Below are 13,069 nucleotides of genomic sequence, written 5' to 3'. Positions count from 1 at the left end.
CTATTTAATGTTATCTGAATAGTTATAAGAATTACAAATAACATTACGGCCCCAACAATTGTAAAATTAATGCCCAATTTCACTTTTATCTCTCCTTTTAATATTTTTCCCTAAAGTATAATAAAAGACTAGGTTAACCTAGTCTTTTATTATATTATTTAATTATATTCTAGCTCTTTTACATCTTTTTTCCTATATAAATATATCTTTTATTTTCTATTTCTTTTAACTTTCCTTCGAAGTTAAATCTTTTGAATATATTTTGTACTTCAATAGGGTAATTATAATGTATATTGTCTCCACAAATTCTATGTTTAAAATATTTTAACTTTACTTTTATATCTTTTAAGTTTAAATCTTCAACTATTACTTCCCCGTTGTGTTTAAGCACCCTATTGATTTCTCTTACAGACTTATTACAATTCGCTGTATGATTTAAATAATCTAATACTATAATTTTATCAAAATAATTGTCATTGAAAGGCATATATTCTAACTGTCCACTTACTACTGTGCAATTCTCATTCATTACATGAGAAAAACAAACTGCTTCTCTATTGTTATGTTCTAAAATGGTTACCTGAACACCAAATGCCCTTATTCTCTTGCCTAGCTCTCCAACTTTACCCACTAATAAGACTTTGCTTCCGATATCATGTTTTATATTATTTAAAAATGATAGCACTTCTTCGGAAAATTCAAGTAATCCCGAACATGATTCGTATTTATTGTATAGTAAACTTTCCACGTTATCCTCCCTATAAAGCTTTTCGTATAATTCCAGTCATTATTAGATTATAATAAATCCTAATTAAGTATTCAATACATATATTATTATTTCTAAGATTATTTATTCTTCGTCATCTAAGGCAACTTTTTTTATTTTTGATACAGAAACTTCGTAGGCCGTTCTTTTAACAGAATCACCACCTTCTACTTTTTTATCATAGACTCTACTTTGTACCCTTCCCCACATTTGAATTCTATCTCCAACGTTAAGACTCTTTGCAAATTTGGCATTTCTTCCCCATACTATGGATGGAATATAGTCTGATTTATTATAAGGTCTATTAATTGCAACTAGCAAATCTGTTATTTCTCTTCCAAGCGGTGTTTTTCTATATATTGGTGATTTACATATATACCCATCTAAGAATATACTATTAGGATCCTTTGTATCAATTTCTGATATCGCCTTTATTTCGCGTACAAATACCGTCAAAACAAGTTTATTTTTATTATCAATATTTTTATTATATGATCTTAGTTGGCCAACAACACTTACCAATTTTTCACTTTCAAAATCTATATCTTGTAATAATCTTTCTGATATAGTCATTGGAAGAACATCGTAGGAATTACTTAGTCTATTAATTTTTATTTTTGTGCTATAAAATTTTTCACCAAATATTTCATGGCTGAATTCTAATTCATCTTCTAGTTCACCTTTTAAATTTACAACATTAGTATCGTCCTTAACAATTATCATATTATTTTTTCCCCCCAAAATTGTTAATTGTAACTTTATCTTTTCTTCTACCATAAATATATTTATAGTATTTACTTTTTATTACATTTAATCATTTCTTTGAATACTTTGCTCACCAGAAGAATTGATTTTGTAATTGTTTTTGTAAATTAGATTAGACACTGTAACCATTTCATAATTTTTCTTTTCTAAATTAGATAGACAATTATCCAAATATAAACTTACGTCTTTAACATTTGCGTGAAACAATATAATTGAACCAGGTGAAGTGTTTTTACTTACTCTATCTAATACATGTACTGGACCAATATTTTTCCAATCTCCAGAATCTACATCCCATTTTATCGTGTAATATCCTAAAGATTTACAAGTTCTTATAGTCTCTTTATCCACATTTCCAAAAGGAGGTCTGAATAAGTTTACTTTTTCACCTATTAAATCTTTTATTTTATTACTTGTTGATATTATTTCTTCTATTTTGTCTTCATTAGATATGTCCGGAAAAGAACTATGTGTGTTTGAATGATTACCTATTTCATGACCTCTATTATGTATTTCTTTGACTAATTCTTTGTTGTCATCAATCCAACTACCAACCAAAAAAAATGTAGCTTTTGCATTATGTTTATCTAATATGTCTAATATCTCTTCAATATTCTCACTTCCCCAAGCAACATCAAAAGTTAGTGCAACTTTTCTATCCTTTGTATCAACTCTATTTATAGGTGATTCGTACCCTTGAATAGCAGAGCATATATTTTTTATTCCCAACACAAAGCAACCTATAATAAATAAAGCTACAAAAAATAAAGTTATACTTAAGATAAAAGCCTTTGTTCTTTTATATGCTGAGTTCATTTTTTACCTCCTATATAAAATACTCCTATCATATATTTATTTAAAAAAATTTAAAAAAATTACAAAAGCATGTACTAAAATTCGTCATGCTTTTATATTAATTTGTGTAAATAAGATAAATGCTCATTTCTAAATTTTTTACTAAATTCGACTCTTTTGGATTTATTTTTCAGAATATAACTTTTGAATTTGGAGAAATTATAATTAACATCAATTAAACGATGTTAATAAAAAATTATATTTCAACTTAAGGAGGAAATTTACTATGTCAACTTCTAACAACAGACAAGTGGTACCTGAGGCAAGAGCCGCATTAAATCAAATGAAATTAGAAATAGCTGGCGAATTAGGAATGTCTAATTACGAAAATATTGACAAGGGTAATTTAACTGCAAGACAAAACGGTTATGTAGGTGGATATATGACTAAAAAATTAGTTGAAATGGCTGAAAAGCAAATGGCAGGTAAATAGTTTTTTTAAAAAAACACATTAATGTAAGGCTACCTAATTAGGTAGCCTTTGTTATATATTTTTTTATTTTAAATACCACTTTTATTTTTTTATAATTTAGTTTAATATAGTAATATAAATTGTTTCGTGGAGGATAATAATATGTTTGAAAACTCAACTGAAGAGTTGGCATATCATAAACTTTTAATTTTATATATTTTAGACAAAATAAATATGGATTTAACTAATTCGCAGATGACACAAGTTGTTCTAGAAACTGATATGATGAATTATTTTTCATTCCAGCAAATATTATCACAACTTATGGATTCTAAATTTATAAAACCATACAAAGACTCTGGAAGAGAGTACTATTGTCTAACACAAAAAGGACTTGAAACACTCGAGTACTTCTTAAACCGAATACCAGAATCTTATGCAGTCAAAATCGACGAATACATAAAAAATAATAAAGAAAGTTTATTAGCTGATACTCAAGTTAAATCTAGTTTTGTGAAGCAAAGTGAAAATGAGTTTATTGTTAATTTGAGAGTTATTGAAAACCAAAGTAACTTAATAGATTTAAATTTAAACGTTTCATCAGAAAAACAAGCAAAACAAATATGCAATAATTGGAATAATAATGCTTCTAATATGTATGCAGAAGTTATAAATTTATTAATCCGAGATATACACTAGGGCCTACATACAAATAATTGTTGTAGGCTCTTTTTCTACTTTTATTTCCTTTATTAATTTATTTGTAGAAGTGTCATAAACTTTTACTGAGTTTTTCTGAGTATCAGATATAAATAGTTTTTCTTCGTCTGGAGAGATTTCTAATCCCTGAGGTATTCCATCTATGTCTATATTACCAACATACTTTCCTAAACTATAATCTAGTATCTTTATATTTTTGTATCCCAAATCTGCTATATATACTTTTTTATCCTTATAATTAAAAGATATTTGAACTGGCAGTAAAAATTCATCAAAAACTCTTTTCGTAGCTAAAGTGCCTTCGTCAATAATTACCACCTTTCCATCTAATGTTGATACGTAAATCTCACTCCTGTACTTATCTAGTTGTACATGCCATGCTTTGAAGTTTATATTTATTTTGCTTTCTATAACTTTATCAATAATATCAATACACGTTATGGAATCCATACAAGGAACGTACAATTTTTTTCTAGGCAAATCAAAGCAAAAACCATGGGGCATGTCATCCACACAGATTATTCCTATGGGATCTAAAGTATTTTTATCCATAAAATAAATGCTGTTGGAATCCTCATTGGCAATAAATACTTCCTCTTCAAACATAGCTATTTGAGTTAAGCTTCCTCCAATAGATGAAGAATCTATTATTTTTTCATCCTTCATGTCTAAAACATACAAGATCCCATTACTAGAACTGGGCAAATACATCTTGTTTTTCTCTTTATCTATACAGAAGTGATGCGGATAAATATTGTCATCCAGTTTAATTTCTTTTTCTAAAGTTAAAGTATCATAGTCTATTACACTAATACTTTTTGATAGATAGTTTGAAACATACACCTTCATAGATTACCCTCCCTTCTATGTTTTTTATACTATAATAATATATTAGATAAAATATATAATTATTCTATTATAGTTGCTTTATATTTTATCTATTGTTATCATATTCATTGAAGTATTACAAATAAGGAGTGTAAATATATGAAAATAGAATTCCAAACTAGCGGTGTTTGTTGTCGTCAAATAACTTTAGAAGTTGACGAAAATAATATAATACAAGAAGCCAATTTTGAGGGTGGATGTAACGGAAACTTATCAGGTATAAGCAAATTAATAGTTGGTCAAAATGCTAAAGAAGTTGCTGCAAAATTAGAAGGAACTACTTGTGGTTCTAAAGATACTTCATGTCCAGATCAATTATCAAAAGCAATAGTTGATGCTTTATAGGTATTAAAAAGGTGGTTAAGCAATTTAACCACCTTTTTTATATTATTTAAATATTTTTCTAACATGTCCTATCATATACAATGAACCTGCCGAGATTATTATTTCATCTTCTGAAGCATTATCTAAAGCATATTTTACTGCTTCATCTATATTTTCAATAGCAATAATATTGGGTACATACTTTTCTATTTTTTCTTTTAACTCCTCACATCCCATGGCTCTATCACTATCTGGTGTAGTTGTAATAACTTTGTCAAACTTGTCCATCAGTATTTCAAGAACACCGTCAATATCCTTGTCCTTTAACATTCCTATTAATAAAGTCATCTTCTTCCCACTAAAATGTTTTTCTAGAGCTTTAGATAAAGATTTTGCTCCATCTTCATTATGAGCTCCATCTATTATAAATGTTGGTTTGTCCTTTATTTTTTCAATTCTGCCTGGCCATCTAGTATTTAACAATGCTTTTCTTATAGCATCATAACTAATTTCTATTTTTCTCTCTTCTCTTAATACTTTTATTACTGTTAGTGCTAATACTGCATTGTTTACTTGATGCTCTCCTATTAAACTTATTTCCACATCTTCAAATTTCTCACCTAATATTGTGCAATCAAATACTTGTGAATTTATGTCAGACTTTTTAATTACTAAATGTTCAAAATTAGCTTCTACATATTTAGTGTTTTTTTCTTTGCATACATTTTTTATCACATCTTCAGCTTCTTGTTTTTGTTTATAAACAACTGCAATACTATCTTCTTTTATTATGCCTGCTTTTTCATAAGCGATTTTTCCTAATGTATCACCAAGAATTCCTATATGGTCTAAACTAAGAGAAACTATTACACTGGCAAGTGGTGATTTGATTACATTTGTAGCATCAAATCTTCCTCCTAAGCCCACTTCAAGCACTACATAATCCACTTGTTGCTCATAGTAATAGTAAAATGCCATAGCAGTTTCTATTTCAAACTCAGTAGGATATGCATGTCCTTGAGACGCCATTTGCTCTATTTTTTCTTTCATTATAGTAATTATTCTTGCCACATCTTCCTCAGGGATATTATTTCCATTAAGTCTTATTCTTTCTGTAAAAGTTTCCAAATATGGAGATGTGTAAAGACCTACTTTATATCCTTGCTCCTTTAATGTGTTTGAAATAAAAGAGCATACTGAACCTTTTCCGTTAGTTCCTGCCACATGAATAAATTTAAGCTTATCTTGTGGATTTCCCAATAACTCCAATAATTTGAATGTATTTTCTAATCCTAGTCTCATTCCAAATTTATGCGATTTTTCAATAAACTCTAGCGCCTCTTGATAATTCATTCTTCTTCCCCCTCAACTAAATTAAGTATTTATATGTAATTATGCTTTATTTTTTTCAAAATTTAAGTATCTATAGTTTATTATAATACATTTTGAGGTTTATCACATAATTTAAGAAAAAATTAAAAGGCCATGTCTATAAAATTTATAAACACGGCCTTCATTATACTATTTTAAGCAACGGAATTGGCTGCAGCGCTAGCAAAGTCAATTCGTTGGCGTCATAATCTCAATAGAGATTATTTCAATTTTGACTCTATATTTTCAAGTCTTTCAACAACTGATTTCATCATTTCTTCGAATTTTTCTTTTTTAGCTTTTTCTTCGTTAACTAAGCTTTCTGGTGCTTTAGCTAAGAAACCTTGGTTAGAAAGTTTTCCATTAACTCTTTTTATTTCGCCTTCTAATTTAGATTTTTCTTTCGTTAATCTTTCTTTTTCTTTCTCAAAGTCAACTAATTCATCAAGTGGTATAAATATTTTAGCTCCATTTATAACAACTGATACAGCATCTTCTGGTATGTTGTTTTCGTTATCAGCAATTTCTACTGTTGAAGCTGATGCTAAAGTTACAAAGTATTCTTTTGTAGCTTCTACAGCTGGTTTTTTATCTTCTGTTGGAACTATTATTACTTTAGCTTTCTTAGATGGTGGAACATCCATTTCAGCTCTAGCATTTCTTATATTTCTTATACCGTCCATTGCAAGTTCCATCATTTCTTCTTCACTTGCCATGTTATCTTCTTCTTTATAGTGAGGCCAGTTAGCTATAACTATGCTTCCTTCTACAGTTGGAAGATAAGTGTATATTTCTTCTGTTATAAAAGGCATATATGGATGTAACAATTTTAATATAGTTTCAAGAACATAAGTTAAAGTGTATAAAGCAGCTTTTTTAGCTTCTACATCATCTCCGTATAATCTTGGTTTAACTATTTCTATATACCAGTCACAGTATTCAGTCCATGCGAAATCATAGATTTTTTGTGCTGCTATACCTAAATCAAACTTGTCCATGTTGTCTATAACTTCTTTAACAACATTGTTAGCTCTAGATATTATCCATTTGTCAGCTATTGTTAAGTTAGCTTCAACAGATTCTCTAGTAACTCCATTCATTATTTCTTCATCTATGTTCATGAATACGAATCTAGATGCATTCCATAATTTATTAGCGAAGTTTCTAGCTGCTTCAACTCTTTCCATGTAGAATCTCATATCATTTCCTGGAGAGTTACCTGTTACTAACATGAATCTTAAAGCATCAGCTCCGTATTGGTCTATAACTTCAAGTGGATCTATACCATTTCCTAAAGACTTACTCATTTTTCTACCTTGAGAATCTCTAACAAGTCCATGTATTAATACGTGATCAAATGGTTTTTCGTTCATACAGAACATTCCTGCAAATGCCATTCTTACAACCCAGAAGAATATTATATCGTATCCCGTAACAAGTACGTTAGTTGGATAGTAGTAGTCTAATTCTTCAGTGTTATGAGGCCATCCTAATGTTGAGAAAGGCCATAGAGCAGATGAGAACCAAGTGTCTAGTACGTCTTCATCTTGCTTTAAGTCAGAGCATCCACATTTACATGCTTCTGGCTTTCCTTTGGCTACTATTACTTCACCACATTCTTGGCAGTAGTAAGCAGGTATTTGGTGACCCCACCATAACTGTCTAGAAATACACCAATCTCTTATATTTTCTAACCATTGTAAATATGTTTTATCATATCTTTCTGGTACAAATTCTAATTCTTTTGATTTTAATATATCTATAGCAGGTTTTGCTAATTCATCCATTTTAACGAACCATTGCTCAGAAAGTCTTGGCTCTATTATAGTATGACATCTGTAGCAAGTCCCAACTGCATGTGGATGATCTTTAACAGCTATAACATATCCTGATTCTTCTAAATCTTTCATTAATTGTTTTCTACATTCATATCTGTCCATACCTTGGTATTTGCCAGCAAGTTCATTCATAGTTCCATCTTCGTTCATAACGTTGATTTCTTCTAAGCTATGTCTTTGACCTACACCAAAGTCATTAGGGTCATGAGCTGGAGTCATTTTAACTGCCCCTGATCCAAAATCTTTGTCTACATAATCATCAGCAACTATTGGAAGTTCTCTTCCTACTAATGGAAGTATTGCAGTTTTTCCTACTAAATGAGTATATCTCTCATCTTCTGGATTAACAGCTATCCCTGTATCTCCAAGCATAGTTTCTGGTCTAGTTGTAGCTATTTCTAAGAATTCATCACTATCTTTTAGGAAGTATTTTATATGATAGAAGTTTCCGTCTTTTTCTTCATGCTCAACTTCAGCATCCGATAAAGTAGTTTTACAATCTGGACACCAGTTTATTATTCTGTTTCCTCTGTATATTTGACCTTTTTCATAAAGTTTTACAAAGAAATCAGTAACAGCTTCATTACATCCTTCATCCATTGTAAATCTTTCTCTATCCCAGTCACAAGAGTCTCCTAATTGTTGCATTTGGTCTACTATTTTTCTACCAAATTCATTTCTCCAGTCCATAGCTCTCTTTAGGAATTCTTCTCTTCCTAATTCGTACTTAGTTTTTCCTTCTTGCGCTTTTATTCTTTCAACAACCTTAACTTCTGTTGCTATAGAAGCATGGTCAGTTCCTGGTTGCCATAAAGTTTCAAAACCATCCATACGTTTCCATCTTATAAGAACGTCTTGTAATGTGTGGTCAAGAGCATGCCCCATATGTAATTGCCCTGTTATATTTGGTGGTGGTAAAACTATACAGTAAGGTTTCTTATCAGGATTTGGGCTTGATTTGAAGTAACCTTTGTCTAACCACTCATCATATAATCTTTTTTCAAAGTCTTTTGGATCATAAGTTTTTGATAAGTTTTTTATTGCCATCGTTATTTCCTCCTTTTATTATTAATATCTTTTTTTCAAATTAAATGGTGTTTATGATTATAAAATTCGCTTTGCTCATGTCGCCAACGAGATGTCTTCGCTATGGCTTCAGACAGCTCCGTTGCTCCATTTGAAGTAGTAATATTATAAATTAAACCAGATAATCTATAATATCATTAAATATAAAAAGAGCTCTTCATCCTATAAATAAGGACGAAAAGCTCGCGTTACCACCTTAATTCCATAATAGATTATACATCTAATATGGCTCTTAATAGATTTTAACGATTCCCACCGTCTAAACTTACTGTTAGTTCAGCTTAGAAACTCCAAAGCTACCTTCTGCAAACATTTACTAAGAAAATCTTTCAGCTATTAATTTTCCTCTCTTGTAGTGTATTTACATACTCCTCTTTTTCACAGTTCTTATATTAAATTATTATTAATATTTATTATAACTAATTTTTATGATTATTGTCAATTTAATTATATAATTCTAGATTGTCAAAATCCTACCAAAAATTCTTTGGTTTTACATCATGAGTAATAGGTCTTATATCATATCCTCTTTCTTTTAATATAGCTATAATATTGTTTAAGCAGTCTACTGTTCGTTGATTTTCATGTAATAATATTACCACTTCATCTCTTTCTCTTGCATAATACAATATATTACTTACTATTTGGTCTTCTGATGATTTCCAGTCCTCTGTATCAAGAGTCCAATCCCAAAGTAAAAAGCCTTCATCAATAAATTTTTTATAGATACTTTCTACCATATATGGTTTACTCCCAAAAGGTATTCTTACTAATCTTGATGTTTGGCCTGTTATCTTATAAAATGTCCTATTGCAAGTTCTAAACTCTTCTATAGCCGAATCTTCAGTTTTATATAATTCATTTATATCGTGAGTTATTCCATGGAATCCAGTTCCATGACCTTCAGCAGTCATCCTTTTGACATCATCCTTAAATACTATCATATTATCGTTTATCATAAAGAATGTGCCCTTGACATTATTTTTATCCAAGGTATCAATTATTTGCCTAGTGTACTTGGACGGTCCATCATCAAATGTAATATATGCAATTTTTTTACCTTCTGCATAACTAACTAATTTGTTGCCAAATCCTAAAATACTTACTGTAATTAAAACAAAAAAAATAAATGATTTTATTACTATGTTTTTTCTTAGTTTCATCATATATAGTCACTTCTTTAATTATATTTTATACAATAATTGTTTCCTTTATCTTATACTTTTATGCAAGCTGAAACTAATAATTTGGTCCTATTAGTTCTTCTAATAAGTTTGTTTTTTCTATTACTTTGTTTAAATGAAAGTTAAATACAGGACTTTCATCTTCGTTAATTTGCAATAAAATTTGTTCATTTTTATAAAGTTTTTTTAAACTTTTATGATTATCTTTAGTTAAAAATAATTCTTTTTCCAGTAATTCTATAGACTTTATGTGGAAATATATTTGTCTGCATAAATCTAGAGATTTATCTATAATATCTAAATTAAAGTTACCCTTACTATAATTTAATTCATCTATAAGTTTTGAATAAATTGCCTCTGAAGTTTTTATCTTATTTTCAATACTATCAAGTTCTAAATCTTTCTTACCAAGTGCTATATTTCTCAAATTTTCTTTGCATAGAGATTTAATCTTTTTAAATTCATTCATTGTGTTGTTATAATAATTCGGCCTTGCTACACTATAATTAATAATAAGTCCCATAATAACACCTATAGATGTATCTATTATTCTTTGAATAGAATAAACTAGCGGAGCACTATCAACATACCCTAAATATAAAGATAAAAATGTAACACTTGATACTACTAAAGAAGATAACTTAAACATATTGCAGCATTTTATAACTAACATAATTCCGATTCCACATAAAATTGGATTTGCTGGAGATATTAATACAAGCAAAAATCCTATTAATCCTCCTATTAATGTACCCAACACTCTTTGGGTTCCCATTTTAAAAGATGTCTTTATTGTATCTTGCATAGTCACTACACATGCTGTAGCACAGTAAAACATATTGCCTACGGCAAAACTAGTTAATATACAACACAACATAACTGCTATTCCTGTCTTTATAGTCCTCATGCCTATAATATTTTGTAACCGCATTTATTTCCTCCACCCATATCATTTGTACTTACCTAGTATAATATATTTAGTAATAACATGGATAGTTTTTTAACAATTTTCTATTATCTAACAAAATATTAATAAGAAGTATTGATATTAAATCTTTTATTACCCTAGTTAAATCATCATTACAAAAATGAGTATAATAAATTTCGCCTTCATTCATATCATTGTAAACTTTTTCTTTATAACCTAAATAAATTGTATTAACTAAACCATCAAAATCATCTCTACTTGGAAATGGTAATAATATACTTTGCGAAGTTTCTCTAAGTACTTTTTTTATTTCAATATTAATGTCATCATAAATTTTAGGATAATAATTTATGGATAAACTCCTGCAATATTCATAGTAGTTACTCATTTAATCACCTCATGTATTTTTATTAGTATCTTTATAAAGATATATGCAAAAAAAAAATAAAACTGCTTTAAACAGTTTTATTTTTCTAAATCTATCCAATTTCTATCATCTCGCCATTTTTAGCATAGATAATTTTTTCACATATATTAGTTACATGATCACCAATTCTTTCAAGGTATCTTCCTATAAATACTAATCGCATTCCTTGATTAATATTTTTATCTGGGTCATTATGCATAACTTGCAAACAATCTTGTCTTACTCTTTCATACAACACATCTATCTCATTATCTTTTTGAGCTATTTCATAAGCTAAATTTGCATTATCATCTTTTAGTGCAACCCATAAATCTTTAAGCATTTCACAGCATATTTCTTTCATTATAGGTATGTCTATTAACTCTTTTATAAATGGTTCCTCACCTATTTCTAAACTTTCTCTACATATATTAGCTGCATAGTCACCTATTCTTTCTAATTCTGTAGATATATCACAAATAGCATAAATATATCTTAGGTCCCTAGCTAAAGGTTGCTTTAAGGCCATAAGCTCTATACTTCTATCTCTTATATACTCCCTTAGTATGTCGATATCATCATCTTCTCTAATTACTTTTTTTGTGTTTTTCATGTCTTTTTTTATCATGTATTCTACTGATAAATCAACAGAATCCTGGCACTTTTCAATCATCCTTAAAGTATACTCTTTAAGAGATTGAATGCTTACATCTAAATTAGTAATAACCATTATTCGCCCCTCTTTCTTAAATAATTAATCTTAACCAAATCTTCCTGTAATATAATCCTCTGTTCTCTTATCAGATGGTATAGTGAATATGTCTTTAGTATTATTATACTCTATTAGTTCACCATTTAAAAAGAATCCTGTTTCATCTGATATACGAGCTGCTTGTTGCATATTATGAGTAACTATTACAATAGTATAATCCTTCTTTAATTCAAAGATTAATTCTTCAACTTTTGCTGTAGATATAGGATCTAGAGCTGAAGTTGGTTCATCCATTAATATTACATCTGGTTTCATTGCTATAGTTCTTGCTATGCACACTCTTTGTTGTTGTCCTCCTGATAAACCAAGGGCTGGTGATTTTAATCTATCTTTTACTTCATCCCAAATAGCTGCTCCTTTTAAACTTTCTTCTACTATTTTATCTAAAGTTTTTTTATCTTTTATTCCATGCACTCTAGGACCATAAGCTACGTTATCATATATACTCATGGGGAATAAGTTTGGTTTTTGGAATACCATACCTATTTTTGTTCTTAGTTTTATTACATCATTATTTTTATAAATATCATCACCATCAACTTTTACTATGCCTTTTATTTTAACATCTTCTATTAAGTCATTCATTCTATTTAAAGTTCTTAAAAAAGTTGATTTTCCACATCCTGATGGCCCTATTAAAGCAGTAACTTTATTGGGTTTTATGTCCATATTTATTTTATTTAAAGCTTGTTTTTCTCCGTAAAATAAATCTAAATCTTTAACACTTAATTTATTTGAATCATTCATACTCATC

General features: G+C 29.0%; 14 protein-coding genes and 1 other annotated feature. Of the genes, 3 read left to right on the top strand and 11 right to left on the bottom strand.

Annotated features, from left to right (window positions below; translation table 11 throughout):
• Nucleotides 1-178: 178 nt before the first annotated feature.
• From TEGL_RS01865 to TEGL_RS01855, 3 genes are all read right to left on the bottom strand, one after another.
• The gene (locus tag TEGL_RS01865) at nucleotides 179-748 is read right to left on the bottom strand and encodes a class I SAM-dependent methyltransferase (RefSeq protein ID WP_018591795.1); all 570 of its coding nucleotides are present in this window, start codon (nucleotides 746-748) and stop codon (nucleotides 179-181) included.
• Between the two features lie 102 nt (nucleotides 749-850).
• A complete protein-coding gene (locus TEGL_RS01860; protein ID WP_018591796.1) occupies nucleotides 851-1,489 on the bottom strand; it encodes a single-stranded DNA-binding protein in 639 nt (212 codons plus the stop codon).
• Nucleotides 1,490-1,576: 87 nt separating this feature from the next.
• Nucleotides 1,577-2,347, bottom strand: coding sequence for a polysaccharide deacetylase family protein (locus tag TEGL_RS01855; RefSeq protein ID WP_018591797.1), 771 nt, complete (start codon nucleotides 2,345-2,347; stop codon nucleotides 1,577-1,579).
• 265 nt (nucleotides 2,348-2,612) lie between these two features.
• Between TEGL_RS01855 and TEGL_RS01850 the strand changes: the two genes are divergently transcribed.
• Both TEGL_RS01850 and TEGL_RS01845 read left to right on the top strand, forming a co-directional pair.
• The gene (locus TEGL_RS01850; protein ID WP_018591798.1) at nucleotides 2,613-2,819 is read left to right on the top strand and encodes an alpha/beta-type small acid-soluble spore protein; all 207 of its coding nucleotides are present in this window, start codon (nucleotides 2,613-2,615) and stop codon (nucleotides 2,817-2,819) included.
• Between the two features lie 141 nt (nucleotides 2,820-2,960).
• Complete coding sequence (locus tag TEGL_RS01845) at nucleotides 2,961-3,497, top strand: DUF4364 family protein (protein WP_018591799.1); 537 nt, start codon at nucleotides 2,961-2,963, stop codon at nucleotides 3,495-3,497.
• A 3-nt stretch (nucleotides 3,498-3,500) separates the two neighbouring features.
• Here TEGL_RS01845 and TEGL_RS01840 read toward each other — a convergent pair whose 3' ends face one another.
• Nucleotides 3,501-4,367, bottom strand: a complete 867-nt coding sequence (locus TEGL_RS01840) for a YncE family protein (RefSeq protein ID WP_018591800.1) — start codon at nucleotides 4,365-4,367, stop codon at nucleotides 3,501-3,503.
• A 138-nt stretch (nucleotides 4,368-4,505) separates the two neighbouring features.
• Between TEGL_RS01840 and TEGL_RS01835 the strand changes: the two genes are divergently transcribed.
• On the top strand, nucleotides 4,506-4,751 hold the full coding sequence (locus TEGL_RS01835) for a TIGR03905 family TSCPD domain-containing protein (RefSeq protein ID WP_018591801.1): 246 nt from the start codon (nucleotides 4,506-4,508) through the stop codon (nucleotides 4,749-4,751).
• A gap of 42 nt (nucleotides 4,752-4,793) precedes the next feature.
• Here the strand turns inward: TEGL_RS01835 and TEGL_RS01830 are convergent, their stop codons facing one another.
• From TEGL_RS01830 to pstB, 7 genes are all read right to left on the bottom strand, one after another.
• Nucleotides 4,794-6,083 (bottom strand): bifunctional folylpolyglutamate synthase/dihydrofolate synthase, encoded by a 1,290-nt coding sequence (locus tag TEGL_RS01830; RefSeq protein ID WP_018591802.1) that lies wholly within the window; start codon nucleotides 6,081-6,083, stop codon nucleotides 4,794-4,796.
• 239 nt (nucleotides 6,084-6,322) lie between these two features.
• On the bottom strand, nucleotides 6,323-8,986 hold the full coding sequence (locus TEGL_RS01825; protein ID WP_018591803.1) for a valine--tRNA ligase: 2,664 nt from the start codon (nucleotides 8,984-8,986) through the stop codon (nucleotides 6,323-6,325).
• Nucleotides 8,987-9,192: 206 nt separating this feature from the next.
• Nucleotides 9,193-9,416: a binding site (T-box leader), on the bottom strand.
• Between the two features lie 82 nt (nucleotides 9,417-9,498).
• Complete coding sequence (locus tag TEGL_RS01820) at nucleotides 9,499-10,191, bottom strand: polysaccharide deacetylase family protein (protein WP_018591804.1); 693 nt, start codon at nucleotides 10,189-10,191, stop codon at nucleotides 9,499-9,501.
• Between the two features lie 73 nt (nucleotides 10,192-10,264).
• Nucleotides 10,265-11,140 carry an FUSC family protein gene (locus tag TEGL_RS01815; protein WP_018591805.1) on the bottom strand — a complete coding sequence of 292 codons (876 nt, stop codon included), beginning with the start codon at nucleotides 11,138-11,140 and terminating at the stop codon, nucleotides 10,265-10,267.
• A 46-nt stretch (nucleotides 11,141-11,186) separates the two neighbouring features.
• Complete coding sequence (locus TEGL_RS01810) at nucleotides 11,187-11,525, bottom strand: hypothetical protein (protein WP_018591806.1); 339 nt, start codon at nucleotides 11,523-11,525, stop codon at nucleotides 11,187-11,189.
• 91 nt (nucleotides 11,526-11,616) lie between these two features.
• Nucleotides 11,617-12,273 (bottom strand): phosphate signaling complex protein PhoU, encoded by a 657-nt coding sequence (phoU, locus tag TEGL_RS01805; RefSeq protein WP_018591807.1) that lies wholly within the window; start codon nucleotides 12,271-12,273, stop codon nucleotides 11,617-11,619.
• Between the two features lie 30 nt (nucleotides 12,274-12,303).
• Nucleotides 12,304-13,068, bottom strand: coding sequence for a phosphate ABC transporter ATP-binding protein PstB (gene pstB / locus TEGL_RS01800; protein WP_018591808.1), 765 nt, complete (start codon nucleotides 13,066-13,068; stop codon nucleotides 12,304-12,306).
• Nucleotide 13,069 lies beyond the last annotated feature (1 nt).

The organism is Terrisporobacter glycolicus ATCC 14880 = DSM 1288 (assembly GCF_036812735.1).
GTDB lineage: Bacteria > Bacillota > Clostridia > Peptostreptococcales > Peptostreptococcaceae > Terrisporobacter > Terrisporobacter glycolicus.
This window is presented reverse-complemented; position numbering and strand designations above follow the sequence as displayed.